At 72.0% G+C, this 16,559-nt stretch carries 14 protein-coding genes; 9 read left to right on the top strand and 5 right to left on the bottom strand.

The window, feature by feature from the left end; translation table 11 throughout:
* Positions 1-1,093, top strand: a 1,093-nt coding sequence (locus tag AC1DV7_RS01415) for a helicase-associated domain-containing protein (RefSeq protein WP_477593838.1), incomplete at its 5' end; no start/stop codon positions are given.
* A gap of 13 nt (positions 1,094-1,106) precedes the next feature.
* Here the strand turns inward: AC1DV7_RS01415 and AC1DV7_RS01410 are convergent.
* Positions 1,107-2,048 (bottom strand): hydroxymethylglutaryl-CoA lyase, encoded by a 942-nt coding sequence (locus tag AC1DV7_RS01410; protein ID WP_477593836.1) that lies wholly within the window; start codon positions 2,046-2,048, stop codon positions 1,107-1,109.
* Positions 2,049-2,172: 124 nt separating this feature from the next.
* On the opposite strand from AC1DV7_RS01410, the gene AC1DV7_RS01405 reads away from it, so the two are divergent.
* From AC1DV7_RS01405 to AC1DV7_RS01375, 7 genes are all read left to right on the top strand, one after another.
* A complete protein-coding gene (locus tag AC1DV7_RS01405) occupies positions 2,173-2,901 on the top strand; it encodes a hypothetical protein (RefSeq protein ID WP_477593835.1) in 729 nt (242 codons plus the stop codon).
* 6 nt (positions 2,902-2,907) lie between these two features.
* Positions 2,908-4,554, top strand: a complete 1,647-nt coding sequence (locus AC1DV7_RS01400) for a DNA repair helicase XPB (protein ID WP_477593833.1) — start codon at positions 2,908-2,910, stop codon at positions 4,552-4,554.
* 75 nt (positions 4,555-4,629) lie between these two features.
* The gene (locus tag AC1DV7_RS01395) at positions 4,630-5,337 is read left to right on the top strand and encodes a response regulator transcription factor (RefSeq protein ID WP_477593831.1); all 708 of its coding nucleotides are present in this window, start codon (positions 4,630-4,632) and stop codon (positions 5,335-5,337) included.
* Between the two features lie 8 nt (positions 5,338-5,345).
* The gene (locus AC1DV7_RS01390) at positions 5,346-6,818 is read left to right on the top strand and encodes a sensor histidine kinase (protein ID WP_477593829.1); all 1,473 of its coding nucleotides are present in this window, start codon (positions 5,346-5,348) and stop codon (positions 6,816-6,818) included.
* 53 nt (positions 6,819-6,871) lie between these two features.
* Complete coding sequence (locus AC1DV7_RS01385; protein ID WP_477593827.1) at positions 6,872-8,407, top strand: S1C family serine protease; 1,536 nt, start codon at positions 6,872-6,874, stop codon at positions 8,405-8,407.
* A gap of 204 nt (positions 8,408-8,611) precedes the next feature.
* The gene (locus AC1DV7_RS01380; protein WP_477593825.1) at positions 8,612-10,666 is read left to right on the top strand and encodes a HelD family protein; all 2,055 of its coding nucleotides are present in this window, start codon (positions 8,612-8,614) and stop codon (positions 10,664-10,666) included.
* A gap of 38 nt (positions 10,667-10,704) precedes the next feature.
* Positions 10,705-11,355: an HD domain-containing protein gene (locus tag AC1DV7_RS01375; RefSeq protein ID WP_477593823.1), complete on the top strand. Its 651-nt coding sequence runs from the start codon at positions 10,705-10,707 to the stop codon at positions 11,353-11,355.
* Here the strand turns inward: AC1DV7_RS01375 and AC1DV7_RS01370 are convergent.
* Both AC1DV7_RS01370 and AC1DV7_RS01365 read right to left on the bottom strand, forming a co-directional pair.
* The gene (locus tag AC1DV7_RS01370; protein ID WP_477593821.1) at positions 11,342-11,851 is read right to left on the bottom strand and encodes an NUDIX hydrolase; all 510 of its coding nucleotides are present in this window, start codon (positions 11,849-11,851) and stop codon (positions 11,342-11,344) included. The genes AC1DV7_RS01375 and AC1DV7_RS01370 overlap by 14 nt on opposite strands.
* Positions 11,848-12,585 (bottom strand): DUF4031 domain-containing protein, encoded by a 738-nt coding sequence (locus AC1DV7_RS01365; protein WP_477593819.1) that lies wholly within the window; start codon positions 12,583-12,585, stop codon positions 11,848-11,850. Before AC1DV7_RS01365 ends, AC1DV7_RS01370 begins: the two co-directional genes overlap by 4 nt.
* 125 nt (positions 12,586-12,710) lie before the next feature.
* On the opposite strand from AC1DV7_RS01365, the gene AC1DV7_RS01360 reads away from it, so the two are divergent.
* Positions 12,711-13,001, top strand: a complete 291-nt coding sequence (locus AC1DV7_RS01360) for a WXG100 family type VII secretion target (protein WP_477593817.1) — start codon at positions 12,711-12,713, stop codon at positions 12,999-13,001.
* A gap of 79 nt (positions 13,002-13,080) precedes the next feature.
* Here the strand turns inward: AC1DV7_RS01360 and AC1DV7_RS01355 are convergent, their stop codons facing one another.
* Positions 13,081-15,624, bottom strand: a complete 2,544-nt coding sequence (locus AC1DV7_RS01355) for an ABC transporter permease (protein WP_477593815.1) — start codon at positions 15,622-15,624, stop codon at positions 13,081-13,083.
* 1 nt (position 15,625) lies between these two features.
* Complete coding sequence (locus AC1DV7_RS01350; RefSeq protein ID WP_477593813.1) at positions 15,626-16,408, bottom strand: ABC transporter ATP-binding protein; 783 nt, start codon at positions 16,406-16,408, stop codon at positions 15,626-15,628.
* Positions 16,409-16,559: the final 151 nt, after the last annotated feature.

Raw genomic sequence — 16,559 nt, 5'->3', positions numbered from 1 at the left:
CGGGCAGGCGGTGTCGGCGGCGGACCTCGCCGAGGCGCTGCGGTGGCGCCGGCCGCGGCGGGTCCCGGCGAGCCTCGACACCATCGTGCAGGCAGTGCTGCGCGAGGCCCAGTGGCTCGGGGTGGTCGGCCGCGGCGCCCTGTCGCAAGCAGGAGCTGCGCTCCTGGCGCACGACACCGGCGACGGCAGCGAGCTCTCCGCGGCCATGCAGCCGCACCTGCCCGAGCCGGTGGCCCACGTGCTGCTCCAGGCCGACCTCACGGCCATCGCGCCCGGCCCGCTCGAGGGTGGCCTCGCGACGTTCATGCGACTGGTCGCCGACATCGAGTCGCGTGGGGGCGCGACCGTCTACCGCTTCTCACCCGACACGGTGCGCCGCGCCCTCGACACCGGCTGGTCCGTCGACCAGGTGCTCTCGGCCCTCGGCGACGCGAGCCAGACGCCGATCCCGCAGCCGCTCGACTACCTCGTCCGCGACGTCGCCCGCCGCCACGGACAGGCCCGGGTCGGCTCCGCCCGGGCGTACATCCGCTGCGACGACGAGACGACGTTGGGCGCCATGGTCGCCGAGCGCGCCCTGGCACCGCTCCAGCTGCGCAGCATCGCACCCACCGTCCTCGTCTCGCCGGTGGCGGCCGAGACGGTCCTGGACTTCTTGCGCGAGAACGGTTTCGCACCGGTCGCCGAGACCGCTGACGGGGGCGTCATCGTCCCGTCAGCGGGCCGTCACCGCACTCCGCTCCAGCGGCGCAGTGCCCCCGTGACGTCCCGGGTGGTGGACGAGGAGCTGGTGACCACGCTGGTCGGTGCGCTGCGCGCGGGCGAGGAGGCCGCGGCATACCAGCGTGAGCAGCTGTCCACCCGCGCCGGGCCGTCGCTCGCGAGCACCGACCCGACCACCACCCTCGCCGTCCTGCGCGAGGCCGCGGCCGAGCGGCAGTCGGTGTGGCTCGGCTACTCCGACGCCGACGGGCGCGTGCAGCGGCTGCTGTTCCATCCCGACCGCGTCGAGGGCGGGCGCGTGCACGGCTCGGTCGACGGGACGGCGCGCACGTTGTCGATCCACCGGGTCACCGGCGCGGCGCCGGGCTGAGCGCGCCCGACCCTCAGTCGCCGCCCGCGAGGGCCTTGACCACCCGCGAGGGAGAGGGCCGCCCGAGGTGCCCGGCCATCCAGGTGCTCGTCTCGACGAGCGCGGCCAGGTCGACGCCGGTGTGCACGCCTGCTCCGTCGAGGGCCCACACGAGGTCCTCGGTGGCGAGGTTGCCGGTCGCGCTCTTGGCGTAGGGACATCCGCCCAGCCCACCGGTGGACGCGTCCACGACCGTGACGCCGTGCCGCAGGGCGGTCATGGTGTTGGCGAGCGCCTGGCCGTACGTGTCGTGGAAGTGGACGCCGATCCGGTCTGCGCCGATGCCCCGTGCGTCGAGTGCGTCGAGGAGCCGGGCGACGTGCCCGGTGGTGCCGACCCCGATGGTGTCGCCGAGCGAGAGCTGGTCGGCGCCGAGGTCCATGAGCCGGGCCGAGACGTCGACCACCTGCTCGACCGGCACCGGCCCCTCCCACGGGTCCCCGAAGCACATCGACACGTACGCCCGGACCCACAGCCCGGCGTCGCGGGCGCGTGCCACGACGGGGGAGAACATCTCGATGGACTCGTGGACGCTGCGGTTGAGGTTCTTGCGGGCGAAGGTCTCGGTCGCGCTGCCGAAGATGGCGACGGCGCCCACCCCGGCGGCCAGGGCGTCGTCGAGACCCCGCTCGTTCGGCACGAGGACGGGGCGGGTGCGCCCGAGCCCCTCGTCGCCGAGGTCCGCGAGCACCTCGCGGGCGTCGGCCAGCTGGGGCACCCAGTGCGGCGGCACGAACGACGTCGTCTCGATCGTCTCCAGCCCGGCGGCCGCGAGGCGCCGGATGAACTCGGCCTTCACCGCCGCGGGGACCACGGTCTTCTCGTTCTGCAGGCCGTCCCGCGGTCCGACCTCGTAGATGCTGACCCGGGCGGGGAGGTCGGGGTTCGGCTCACGCTGCGGCAGTCCGGTGCTCACCCCCCGATCCTGCCATCCGGTGCGCGTTCCGCCGACCAGCCACGTCACCACAGCCGGGCGGGTTAGATTGTCGCCCGAGACCGGCGCGCAGGCCGGCGGCGGCACGACGGCGAAGGACACCCCGATGAGCGACACTCCACGGTCCGACGAGAACCCCGAGTTCCGCGACCCCACCGCCCCGAGCGACCCCACCGCCCCGAGCGAGCCCACCGCCCCCAGCGACCCGGCCGACCACACCGCGCCCATCGACACCTCGGCGACCCAGGCTGTCCCGCCGGTGCCGCCGTCCGAGGGCCAGTCCGGTCCGGCGGCTCCCGCCGCGCCCCCGGCCGCGGGGTACGGCCCGCCGCAGGCGTCCGCACCGCAGAACCCCTACGCCACCCCGCCCCAGGCGCCCGGTGCCACCCCCTACCAGAGCCCGTATGGCGCGCCGCCGCCCGCGAGCCCCTACGGCCAGAGCCCCTACGGGCAGCAGCAGTACGGCCAGGCCCAGTACGGGCAGCAGCAGTACGGCCAGGCCCAGTACGGCCAGCCCGGCTACGGGCAGGCTCCGTACGGCGCTCCCCCGGCGGCCTACGCCCCCTCCACGCAGCTCTCCGGCAGCACCATCGCCCTGCTCATCGTCGCCGGCCTCTCGACGATCAGCTGCGGCTTCGGCATCGTGGGCCTCATCTTCGGCATCATCGCCGCGGCCAAGAAGGACGAGCCGGGTGAGTCGGCGAAGTACACCCGCTGGGGCTGGATCGCCGTGATCGTCGGGCTCGTGGTGGTCATCGTCGCGGCGATCGCCTTCTTCGGGCTGCTGGCGGTCGGCAGCAGCTCCTCGAGCTTCGACTCCTACGGGACGAGCTAACCGTCCATGCCTGATGGCGCCCTGATCGTCCAGAGCGACAAGACGTTGCTCCTGGAGGTCGACCACCCCCGGGCCGAGGAGGCCCGCCGGGCGATCGCCCCCTTCGCCGAGCTCGAGCGCGCGCCGGAGCACATCCACACCTACCGGGTCACCCCGCTGGGGCTGTGGAACGCCCGCGCCGCCGGCCACGACGCGGAGCAGGTCGTCAACGCCCTCATCACCCACAGCCGGTATGCCGTGCCGCACGCGCTGCTCGTGGACGTCGCCGACACGATGGACCGGTACGGCAGGCTGACCCTCGAGAAGGACGACGAGCACGGGCTCGTGCTGCGCACCACGGACCGCCCCGTCCTCGAAGAGGTGTTGCGGCACAAGAAGATCAAGCCGCTCATCGGTGAGCGCATCGACGCCGACCGGGTCATCGTGCACCCCTCGGAGCGGGGCCACCTGAAGCAGGAGCTGCTCAAGGTCGGCTGGCCGGCCGAGGACGAGGCGGGCTACGTCGACGGCGAGGCCCACCGCATCGACCTCGACAACACCGACTGGGCACTGCGGCCGTACCAGCAGCAGGCCGTCGACGGGTTCTGGCACGGCGGTTCGGGAGTCGTGGTGCTGCCCTGCGGTGCCGGCAAGACCCTCGTCGGCGCCGGTGCGATGGCCCAGGCCAAGGCCACCACGCTCATCCTCGTCACCAACACGGTCTCGGCCCGGCAGTGGCGCGACGAGCTGCTCAAGCGGACCAGCCTCACCGACGAGGAGATCGGCGAGTACTCCGGCGCCCGCAAGGAGATCCGGCCGGTCACCATCGCGACGTACCAGGTGCTCACGACGCGCCGCAAGGGTGTCTACACGCACCTCGACCTGCTCGACGCCCGCGACTGGGGCCTCATCGTCTACGACGAGGTGCACCTGCTGCCGGCGCCGATCTTCCGGATGACTGCCGACCTGCAGGCCCGGCGCCGGCTCGGGCTCACCGCGACCCTCGTGCGTGAGGACGGCCGCGAGGCCGACGTGTTCTCCCTGATCGGCCCCAAGCGCTATGACGCCCCGTGGAAGGACATCGAGGCGCAGGGCTACATCGCGCCGGCCGACTGCGTGGAGGTGCGGGTGACGCTGCCCGACGCCGAACGCCTCGCGTATGCCGTGGCGGAGCCCGAGGACCGCTACCGCCTGGCCTCGTGCAGCCCGGTCAAGGACCCCGTCGTCGAGCGGATCGTGCGCCAGCACCAGGGCGAGCCCACCCTCGTCATCGGCCAGTACCTCGACCAGCTCGCGGAGCTGTCGGAGCGACTCGGCGCCGACGTCATCACGGGCGAGACCCCGGTCTCGCAGCGACAGAAGCTCTTCCAGGCGTTCCGCGTGGGCGAGATCAGCCTGCTGGTGGTGTCGAAGGTCGCGAACTTCTCGATCGACCTCCCGGAGGCCAGCGTCGCGATCCAGGTGTCCGGCACGTTCGGCTCCCGCCAGGAGGAGGCCCAGCGCCTCGGCCGCGTCCTGCGCCCCAAGGGCGACGGCCGCACCGCCCACTTCTACACGGTGGTCTCGCGCGACACGGTCGACGCCGAGTTCGCGGCGCACCGCCAGCGGTTCCTCGCCGAGCAGGGCTACGCCTACCGCATCGTCGACGCCGACGACGTGGACGCGACCGCCTGACCCGCGGGGTCGGACGCACGTGACTCACCCAGACGACATACAGGCAACTCCCAGACTCTGCACGGACACTGAGGTGTGACCACTGTGCAACCCGAGGCCCGCCTCCTCGTCGTCGAGGACGAGCCGAACATCCGCGAGCTCCTCGCCACCTCCCTGCGCTTCGCGGGCTTCGAGGTCCACGTCGCCGGTGACGGCGCCACCGCCCTCCAGCTGGCCACCACGCACGAGCCCGACCTCGTCGTCCTCGACGTGATGCTCCCCGACATGGACGGGTTCACGGTCACGCGCAAGCTCCGCGACACCGGGCGACAGCTGCCCATCGTGTTCGTCACGGCCCGCGACTCGGTCGACGACAAGATCAAGGGCCTCACGGTCGGCGGCGACGACTACGTCACCAAGCCGTTCAGCCTCGAGGAGGTGGTGGCCCGCATCCGGGCCGTCCTGCGCCGCACGCGCGGGGAGCACGACGAGAGCGCGTCCCTGCGCTTCGAGGACCTCGAGCTCGACGAGGACTCCCACGAGGTGACCCGCGCCGGTCGCAGCATCGACGTCTCCCCGACCGAGTTCAAGCTGCTGCGCTACCTCATGCTCAACCCCAACCGGGTGCTGTCCAAGGCGCAGATCCTCGACCACGTGTGGGACTACGACTTCCGCGGCGAGAGCGGCATCGTCGAGTCCTACATCTCCTACCTGCGGCGCAAGATCGACGTCGACGGCGTGCCCGCGCTCATCCACACCAAACGCGGGGTCGGCTACGTCCTGCGCAAGCCGCCGGAGGCCTAGCAGTGAGGGTGACCCGGCCTGCTCCACGCGAGGCGGTCAGCCGCAGGCTCGAGGCGCTGCCGCTGCGGCTGCGCCTCATCGCGATCCTGCTGGTGCTGTTGCTCGCCGCGCTGACGCTGACCGCGGCCGCCACGGCAGTCCTCATGCGGCGCGACCTCGTGGGCCGGGTCGACGCGGACCTCGAGCGCGCCTACCCCAGCGTCGCCCAGCAGGCGCTCATCACCATCGTGCGACAGCAGGCCAACCGGCTGCCGAGCGGCTACGCCGTCATCTTCTACCCGTCCGACGGGTCCAACCCGGTCGAGCTCGACCCGACCAGCGAGTCCACGACGCCGGACATGCCCCGCGCCCTGCCCATCACCAGCCCCCACGTGCGCAGCAACGAGGCGTTCTACATCGGCTCGAAGTCGGGCGACCTGAAGTGGCGGGCCATCGCCGGCCGGACCCGGGACTTCGAGGCCACCTTCATCGTCGCCGTTCCCCTCACGACCGTGGACACCACCGTCCGCAAGCTGGTGCTCGTCGAGCTGCTCATCGGCCTCGCCGTGCTCTCGGCGTGTGCCGCCGTGGGCTGGTATGCCGTGCACCGCGCCTTCCGCCCGCTGCGCCAGATCGAGGACACCGCCGCCGCCATCGCCGACGGCGACCTCGGACGCCGCATCCCGACCCGCACCGCCGAGGACGAGGTGACGTCGCTGTCGCGCTCGCTCAACGTCATGCTGGCGCAGATCGAGCAGTCCTTCGCCGCCCGCGAGGCGTCCGAGGAGCGGATGCGGCAGTTCGTCGCGGATGCCTCCCACGAGCTTCGCACGCCGCTGGCCGCGGTGCGGGGCTACGCAGAGCTCTACCGCCAGGGCGCGGTCCGCGAACCCGCGGACGTCGCGAGCGCCATGTCACGGATCGAGGGCGAGGCCACCCGCATGGGAGGGCTCGTCGAGGACCTGCTCATGCTGGCCCGCCTCGACGACCAGCGACCGCTGGAGTTCGCCCCGGTCGACCTCACCGTGCTGGCCGCCGACGCCGTCCAGGACGCGCGCGCCATCGCCCCGGAACGCTCCATCTCCGTGACCGGCCTCGAGGGTCCACTCGAGCCCACGGTCGCCGCGGGCGACGAGTCGTCGCTGCGGCAGGTCCTCGCGAACCTGCTGTCCAACGGCCTCAACCACACGCCCGCCGACACACCGCTCGAGATCGCCGTCGGCACGAGGGACTCGGGCGAGACCGCCATCGTCGAGGTGCGCGACCACGGGCCGGGGATCGACCCTGACAAGGCACGCCGGGTCTTCGAGCGCTTCTACCGTGCCGACCCGTCGCGCGTGCGCGGCACCGGTGGGGGCAACGGTCTCGGCCTGGCCATCGCCGCCGCCCTCGTGAGCGCCCACCGCGGTCGCATCGGGGTCGCGCAGACCCCCGGTGGCGGGGCGACCTTCGTGCTGGAGCTGCCCACAGGAAACTCCCAGCCCAGCCCCAGCACCCCTTGACGTTGGCCGGGTTGACTCGGGGTCACCAAGCCACCCGAGGAGCGCGAACAGCCATGACCCAGATCCACCCCGAGACCCGTCCGGAGACCGCGGCACCCGCGACACCGGGGGCGTCGCAGGCAGCACCCGCTCCCTCCACCCCGGCATCCCCCGAGTCCCCCCGCGAGACCGGCGACCACACGGCACCGTTCTGGTACGGCCAGACCCAGGAGCTGCCGCGCACCGACCAGGGCCCCGCCCCGGCCGCCGAGCAGTCCCCGTGGGCTGCTCCCACCGGGCCACGTGCCGACGCGCCGGCCGGCGCCCACCCGGCATACCCCACCGCCTTCCAGCCTCCGGCTGGGCCGCCCCCTTCTTTCCCCACTGGGAACGGGGCAGAGCCTGCCCAGCCGGCCAAACCGCGCCGATGGACGGAACTCACCGCCGTCGCGGCGCTCGCCGCCGTCCTCGCGACCGGCGGCACCTACGCCGCGACCCAGCTCGGCGACTCGCAGTCCTCCTCCTCTGCGAGCTCGACGACGCTGGGTCGCGGCACGGACAACGGTCCGGTCGTCCAGGCCGACGCCACCGCCCCCAACTGGACCGCCACGGCGGCTGCGGTGGCCCCCAGCGTCGTCTCCATCACGGTGACGACCAGCCAGGGTGAGGGTCAGGGGTCGGGCGTCATCATCGACGGCAAGGGCCATATCCTCACGAACAACCACGTCGTGAGCGGTGCGGGGCAGGGCGCCACGATCAGCGTGGCCCTCAACGACGGACGCACCTACAAGGCGACCGTCGCCGGCACCGACCCGAGCACCGACCTGGCCGTCATCACGCTGACCGACCCGCCGTCCGACCTCAAGGCCGTGGCGCTGGGCAACTCCGACGACCTCAAGGTCGGCGACCCGGTCATGGCCATCGGCAACCCCCTGGGTCTGGCAGGCACCGTGACGACCGGGATCGTCAGCGCCCTGAACCGCCCTGTCACGACACAGGCCGAGAACGACAGCCAGTCGCAGCAGGACCCGTTCGGGCAGGGCCTGCCGGGACAGGGCCAGAGCGACCCGCAGACCGGCAGCGACTCCAGCCAGGTGGTCACGAACGCGATCCAGACGTCCGCCGCCATCAACCCGGGCAACTCCGGTGGCGCGCTCGTCAACTCCAGCGGGCAGCTCGTCGGGATCAACTCCTCGATCGCGTCCCTGGGCAGCTCGGGCAGCAGCCAGAGCGGCAGCATCGGCATCGGGTTCGCGATCCCGGTCAACGAGGCCAAGAGCATCGCCACGCAGCTGATCGACAAGGGCAAGGCCGAGCACGCCTTCCTCGGGGTCACCCTGCAGGACGGCACGGCCACCGACGGCTCCAGCCAGCGTGCCGGCGCCGAGGTGTCGTCGGTCAGCTCCGGCACCCCCGCCGCCAACGCCGGGCTGAAGAAGGGCGACGTCGTGATCGCCGTCGACAACGACCCGGTCGACTCGTCCCTGTCCCTCGTCGCCAACATCCGCGAACGGTCCGTCGGCGACAAGGTCTCGCTCACCGTCCTGCGCGACGGCAAGCGCGTCGACCTCACCACGACCCTCGTGGCCAAGGCTGCGGCGACGAGCTGACGTCCCATCGTCCGCGGAGGGCACCTCGCTCCTCCTGCGGCCAGCGCCGCCGACGTGCGGACAGCGGCGCGCACGCATCCCCCCGGACCCCTTCCCGGGGGGATGCGTCACGTCCGGGGAGGGACCCTCGGGGAGGGGTCGTCGGGGAGCCGAGCGGTGATATCCGTTCGACCGCGAACTGGTTCGGTGGCAAGGTGGACCCTTGTGCCTGCCGCCTCGGTCCCGCCATCGCTGACGCCAGAGCTCCAGCGCGAGCAGTCCTACCTCACCGCCGCCCGCGAGGCCCTCGCCAGGATGCGCGAGCAGACCCTCTCCCTGCAGGTCCAGGCACACGACCCGATCTCGGCCGAGCACCTGGCCCGGAACCTGCGGCTGCGAGCGGCCGCGCTCAAGGACGACCCGTCGTCCACCCTGTTCTTCGGGCGGATCGACACCGACGACACCAACGACTCGGGCCGTGCGGAGCGCTGGTACATCGGGCGTCGCCACGTCGCCGATGCCAAGGGCGACCCGCTGGTCATCGACTGGCGCGCCCGGATGTCGACGGCGTTCTACCGGGCATCGCACGCCGAGCCGATGGGGGTCGTCCTGCGGCGCCGGTTCGGTCTCGACCACGGGGCGATCACGGCCTACGAGGACGAGCACCTGCAGGACCGCTCCGAGCACGAGGTCCACAGCCGGATCCTCGCCGAGGAGATCGAGCGCCCCCGCGTCGGCCCGATGCGCGACATCGTCGCGACGATCCAGCCCGAGCAGGACGAGATCGTCCGCGCCGGCCCCGACGAGACGATCTGCGTCCAGGGTGCGCCCGGCACCGGCAAGACGGCCGTGGGGCTGCACCGGGCGGCCTGGCTGCTCTATGCCTTCCGCGACAAGCTGGCCCGTTCCGGGGTGCTGGTGATCGGCCCCAACCGCGCGTTCCTCGAGCACATCGGCGCCGTCCTCCCGGCACTCGGCGAGGTGTCGGTCGCCCACACCACGATCGAGGAGCTGGTCGCCTCGGTGCCGGTCCGTGGAGAGGACTCCACCGCCACCGCGCTGCTCAAGGGCGACGCCCGCCTCGCCGACGTGCTCCGGTATGCCGTGTGGTCGGCCGTGCAGCCCGCCACCGAGCCGCTCGTGGTGCCGCGCGGCGTGCGCAAGTGGCGGGTCCCGGCATACGAGGTCAACGAGATCCTGGACGAGCTCCGGTCGCGGGGGGTGCGCTACGACGCCGCCCGGCAGATGCTCCCCCAGCGGCTGGCCCACGCGGTCCTGGTCAAGCTCGAGGGATCCGGCGACTCGCCCGACGACCGCGTGCAGGACCAGGTGGCCCGTTCGGCGATCGTGAAGAAGTACGTCTCGGCGCTCTGGCCGCCCCTGGACGCCAAGGCGGTGCTGTTCGACCTGCTGTCGAACCCCGAGAGCCTGGCCAAGCACGCCGACGGTCTCTTGACCGAGGATGAGCAACGAGTCCTGTTGTGGGACAAGGGTCCTCGGAGCAAGGGGTCGGCGAAGTGGTCGCGCGCCGACACCGTCCTGCTCGACGAGCTGGGCGACCACATCGCGAGGACCCCCTCGCTCGGGCACGTCGTCCTCGACGAGGCACAGGACCTCTCGCCCATGCAGCTGCGGGCAGTCGGGCGCCGCTGCTCGACCGGGGCCGCGACGGTGCTCGGCGACATCGCCCAGGGCACGACCCCGTGGGCCACCGACTCATGGGAGTCGTCGCTGGCCCACCTCGGCAAGCCCGGCAGCCACGTCGAGGTGCTCGACCGCGGCTTCCGGGTGCCCGCCAGCGTGATCGAGTACGCCGCCCAGCTGTTGCCGCACATGGCTGCCGGGCTGGGGGCTCCGGTCTCGGTGCGTGACAACCCAGGCCGTCTCGACCTGGTCGCCGCCGACGCCTCGCGACTCGAGGACACCGTGGCCGAGATCGTGGCCACCGAGCTGCAGGAACCCGGCTCCATCGGCGTCATCGCCCCGGATGCGATGGTGGAGTCCCTGTCAGAGGCGTTGCGGCGCAATGGATTCGATCATGGTGTGCTCGGGCAGGACCACGGCGATATCGACCACCAGGTCGACATCGTTCCCGCCACCGTCGCCAAGGGACTGGAGTTCGACCGCGTCATCGTCGTCGAGCCGGCCGCGATCGCCGCAGCGGAGCCCGACGAGCGCACGGGACTGCGCCGCCTCTACGTCGTGCTCACCCGCGCCGTGTCCGCCCTGACCGTGGTCCACGCGCAGCCCCTCCCTGCCGAGCTCGGGCGGGCGGCATAAGGAGCTCGTCCGACCCCTGCGTCTGCAAGACTTCGACCGTGCCGGCCCTGCAGACCTGGTGGACCCTCGACATCGCCGAGCTCGCCCCGCGCGCTCACCACGACACCGTGGCCGCGATCGGCGCGGACCTGCGGCGGCGGCTCGAGGAACCGCACCGCAGCTACCACACGGCCCACCACCTGGTGGAGCTGTTCTGGGCGCTCGAGGACCTCGAGAACGCCCGCGAGCTCAACGCCAGGGAGGCGACGGTGGCCCGGGTGGCCGGGTGGTTCCACGACGCCGTCTACGACCCGGCATCTCCGGGTGACAACGAGATCCGCAGCGCCGAGCTCGCCGCGCGCGACCTGCAGGCGCTCGGTTTCGACACTGACGACGCCAAGACCGTCCGGGACCTCGTCCTCGCCACGCAGACCCACGACCTCACCACCGACAGACTCCGTGCCGCCTTCCACGACGCCGACCTGTGGATCCTCAGTGCACCGCCCGAGCGCTACGCCGAGTACACCCGTCAGGTGCGAGAGGAGTATGCCGCCGTGCCCGACGACGCGTTCCGCTCGGGGCGTGCCGCGATCCTCGGCCCGTTCCTCGCCCGGGAGACGATCTACGCGACCGAGCACGCCCGTGAGCACTGGGAGGACGCGGCCCGCGCCAACCTCGCCGCCGAGCTCAAGGACCTCACCCGGCCCTGATCGCCGCGGCGACCATGGGCCACCAGAACCGGTGACCGGCGCGCGACTCGAACTCCTCGACGGTCAGCCACTGCGGGTCGACCGCATCGTCGAACGCGGCTCGGAGCTCCGGCGTGCCGGCCACCGTGGCCCGGTAGAGCTGCATGGAACCACCACCGACGGGCCACCTCCCGACGTCGGAGGCGGGCGTGAACCGCTCGGACCCGCACGGCGTCAGCGCCGCCGCGTCGAGCTGCACCCCCGTCTCCTCGGCCACCTCGCGGACCGCACACTGCGCCACCGACTCACCTGGTTCGCGCACGCCACCCGGGATGCCCCACTCCTGCCGACGCGGCGACCAGGCGACGGCACACCGCCCCAGCTCGTCCCGGAGCACCACCATCGCGGCGAAGACCTCGCCCTCGGGCACGAGCTCGTCCGAGTGCCACAGCTCCACGTCGGCCACCGACCCGTCGGGGTAGTCCACCCTCGTCGTGGGCCCCAGCTGCCGCCTCACGGGTGGACTCCCGGGCCGTGGTCGAACAGGGGCCACCAGTGCCGGTCCCCCACGAGTCGGGCGGCCCGGGCGAGTTCGAACCACGTGCCGACGCTGGAGTCGTCCGACGGAAGGAGCTCACCCGAGTAGACCGCGAAGCACGCCTTGGGGACCGGCCACGGGTAGCCGGCGTCGGGGGCCGGGACGGTGTTGCGGACATAGCCGACCAGCCGAGGTGCGAGGGCCGCCGGCGTACCCAGGAGCCGCGCGACGAGGCCTGCCAGCGCGTCCGGCACCGCCTGTGCCCCGACCGCCTGCGAGGGCAGGTCCCACCCGCCGTCGCGCTCGACGAGCAGCAGGTCGCCGCCTCGACGCAGCGCCAGCCGGACGATCACCGTGTTGGCGGGCGGGTCGTCCTGGCGCGACAGGATGACGTCGGCGCGCGACCCGGGTGGGAGCCAGGACGCGCCCGGCACCGCCGCCACGACCCGCTCGTGCTTGCGCTTCTGGATGCGCAGGCCGCTGCGCTGGAGCATCCGCACCACGTCGCGTCCGTCTGCGGGCCTTGCCCCCGCCGCGACCAGCCCGCGATAGCTCTCCTCGGGCACGTCGTAGTGGTCTCCCTCGAAGCCGCGACGCGGAATCCCTTGCGCTGCAGCGAACTCGTGCAGCTCGTCATAGGACGAGTCGGAGATCATGTGCGACCAGAGCCGTCCGTGGGCGGGCCAGGCGGGCGGGTCGATCCAGATCGTCACGGCACCGACGCTACTGCCTGACCGTGACCCTGTGGACAACCGCCGGGGGCCGCGCGCCCACTCCCCTACGGTCGGAAGCCAGCCGCGGAGGTCATGGGGGCTCCGCCGACGACGAGGAGTCAGACATGTCCATGCAGTTCCAGGTCGACACCGAGCGCATCACCGCTGCCTCGGGCGACATCGCCCGCATCTCCGCCGAGATCGACAGCCAGGTCACCGCCATGATGAGCCGCCTGCACGGCCTCCAGGACGCGTGGACCGGCTCCGCCTCGGCCCGCTTCCAGTCGCTGGTGGCCGAGTGGCAGGGCACCCAGAGGCAGGTGCGCACCTCGCTGGAGTCGATCGGCACCGTCCTCGGGGCGGCGGGCGCGCAGTACGCCGAGACCGAGGCCCAGACGCTGCGGATGTTCACCTGACGTGGCGCCGCCCCGGCCCGGTGGTCGGGGCGGCGCCATGGCGGGTATGCCGGGTGCTCACCCCCGGCGCCGCCGTCAGCTACTCCGTGGTGATCGCCCGCAGGACGTCCAGCCGCGAGGCCCGCCGTCCGGGCCAGAGCGCGGCCAGCACGCCCACGACACCCGCCAGCAGCACGAAGATCGCCAGCTGGGCCACCGGGATGGACAGCACGTCGATGCCGTCGTCGGCCAGCGAGCGCTGCAGGCCCCAGCCGGCGGCCAGGCCGAGCACGACGCCGAGCACCGCACCGAGCAGCGCGATGGCGACGGACTCGAGACGCAGCATGGTCCGCAGCTGCCGGCGACTGAGCCCGACGGCCCGCAGCAGCCCGATCTCGCGGGTCCGCTCGATCACCGACAGCGCGAGGGTGTTGATGATGCCGAGGACGGCGATGACCACGGCCAGTCCGAGCAGCGCGTAGATCATGTAGAGCAGCTGGTCGATCGGCTTGCGCTGCTCGGCCGCGAAGGCGTCCTGGTCCTTGAGCGTGACCGTCGGCAGGTCCGCGATGACCTTGTCGATGCCGGACTCGATCGCCGCCTTGTCCGCACCCGGCTCCCGGACGACGAACGTGAGGCTGTCCTGCTGCGGCCGGCCGTTCGCGGTCGCCGTCGCGAGGGACGTCAGGACCGGGATGTCCATCGCCTCCATCGACCGGTAGATCGCGGCGACCCTGAAGGTGCCCTCCTTGCCGGCCGCGACCGAGGCCTTGACCGTGTCGCCCAGGCCGAGGCCGAGCTCCTTGGCGGACTTGTCGGTCAGCATGACGGTGTTGCCGGTCAGGTCCGAGATCTTGCCCTGCACGACCTCGACCGGGACGGCCCGGCCGAACGTCGCGGGGTCGATCGCGGCGGCGAACTTGGTGTCCCCGCCGGACTTGAAGACGGTGTACCGCAGCGGCGTCGCCACCTCCACGCCGGGCACCTTGGCCACGTCAGCCGTGATCGACGACGAGAACGGCTGGCCGATCGCGTTGGACACGACGTAGTCGGCCACGAAGTTCTCGTTGATCGACTTGTCGACGCTCGCCTTGGCCGACGCCCCGAACACCGACATCAGCGACACCAGCGTGAGGCCGATCATCAGCGCGGAGGCGGTGGCCGCCGTGCGGCGCGGGTTGCGGATGGCGTTCTGCTCGGCCATCACCCCGACCGTCCGGAACAGCCGCCGGTAGACGAACCCACACGCCGCGATGACCGGCCGGCCGATCACGGGGCTCGTCAGCGCCACCCCGAGCAGCAGCCCGAAGACACCGCCGCCGACGTAGTACGCGGAGTGGTCGATGTCGGTGAAGGCCCCGAGGTAGCCGGCCACCAGCCCACCGACCATCAGCACGGTGCCCACCAGCAACCGCCAGCGCAGGGCCGACTCGGGCAGGGCCACGTCGTCGCGCATCGCGGCGACCGGCGGCATCTTGCCCGCCCGGCGAGCGGGCAGGTAGGCCGCCACCATGGTCACGAGCAGCCCCACGGCATACGACCACATCGCGGTGGACCACTCGAAGACGAGGGGCGACCCGCTGAGGTCGAGGCCGAACGTCGCGAACAGGGCCTTGATCCCGAGGGCCAGGACGAACCCGAGCCCGAGCCCGAGGGTGGCGCCCACCAGGCCCACCACGAACGCCTCGAAGAGCACCGACCGCGTCACCTGCGTGCGGGCCGCCCCGAGGGCCCGGAACAACGCGAGCTCACGGCTGCGCTGGGCCACCAGGATCGAGAAGGTGTTGATGATGAGGAACGAGCCGACGAACAACGCGATGCCGGCGAAGATGAGCAGGAACGTGTTGATGAACGACAGCGCCTGGTTGATCGAGTTCTGCGACTCCTTGGCGACGGCGGTTCCCGTGACGGCCTCGTAGCCGGCGGGCAGCTTGGCCTGGACGGCCTTGGCGAGGTCCTCCTGGCTCACGCCGTCCTTGGCGGTCACCCACGCGTCGGTGTACTCGTCCTTGCCGCCGAGGTACATCTCCTGGGCGGTCTTGGTGTCGAAGAAGGTGAGGGTGGCGCCCACGAGCCCGGACTTGAACTCGGCGACGCCCACGAGGGTCGCGCGCACGATCGGCGTCGGGCTGCTGGTGGCCAGCGTGACCTCGTCGCCGATCCGGTAGCCGGCCCGCTCGGCGGTGAGCGTGTCGAGGACGACCTCACCCTTGCGGTCGGGCCACCGGCCCTGCTTGATGAAGGCCGGCGGCTCACCGGACGCGGTGGGCGCGTCGTTGTAGGACAGACCCAGACCGGGGGCCCCCTGACCGCCGATGAGCTTGCCCTTCTTGGACACGACGAAGGTGGTCGGGTCGGTGACGTTGCCGTCGGCCCGCGCCACCCCCGGCACCGACGCCAGGTCGCGCACCATCGAGCCAGGCAGCGTGGCCGACGACGGGGCGCTGTCGAAGTCGCCGCTCACGGTGTCGGGACGCACGACGACGTCGCCGACCGTGTCGACGATCCCGCTGAACGCCTTGCCCAGGGTGTCGGTGAAGATGAGCGACCCCGAGACGAACGAGACCCCGAGGATGATCGCGAAGGCGCTCATGAACAGCCGCAGCTTGCGGCCGAGGAGGCTCTTCCAGCTCGCGCGCAGCATGTCAGCCGTGCCCGGGGGTGAGGCTGCGCATCCGCTCGAGGATCGAGTCGGCAGTGGGCTCGCGCATCTCGTCGACGACCTTGCCGTCGGCGAGGAAGATGACGCGGTCGGTGTAGGCGGCTGCGTTGGCGTCGTGCGTCACCATGACGATGGTCTGGCCGAAGTCGTCCACGCTGCGCCGCAGGAAGCCGAGCACCTCGGCGCCCGAGGTGGAGTCGAGGTTGCCCGTCGGCTCGTCCGCGAAGACGATCTCCGGCTGGCTCACGAGGGCACGCGCACAGGCGACCCGCTGCTGTTGGCCGCCGGAGAGCTCGGCCGGGCGGTGGGTGAGGCGGTCGCGCAGGCCGACGGTCTCGATGACCGTGTCGAACCAGGCCTGGTCCGGCGTGCGGCCCGCGATGGCCAGCGGCAGGAGGATGTTCTCCTCGGCGCTGAGGGTCGGGATGAGGTTGAACGACTGGAAGACGAAGCCGATCCGGTCGCGGCGCAGCACCGTGAGGGCCTTGTCCTTGAGCCGCGTGAGGTCGACGTCGCCGATGTAGACCTGGCCGTCAGTGACCGAGTCGAGGCCGGCCGCGCAGTGCATCAGGGTGGACTTGCCCGAGCCCGAGGGGCCCATGATCGCCGTGAACTCCCCCTTCGAGAGGTCCAGGCTCACCCCGTCGAGGGCTCGTACCTGCGCCTCGCCCTTGCCGTAGACCTTGGCCAGGTCGACGACACGGGCAGCGGCCGCACGGGTTGGCGACGCCGCGGTGGCGTCGGTGGTCAGGGGTGTCGCAGTCATCTCAGGCTCCCGGCTCATGGTGGTTCCGCTCTCCTCACACAACGTAGGGACGCGTCCCCGCTCACGCATTCAGGTTCGACCCTGAACCCACCCTGAGTGAACCCCCAGTCCACCTACGCCCCGTCAACCAGACGGTGGACAGCGCGCGAAC

This window comes from Pedococcus sp. P2_E4 (assembly GCF_056403935.1).
Note: the sequence above shows the minus strand (reverse complement) of the source record. Positions and strands in the feature narration are given on the sequence as shown.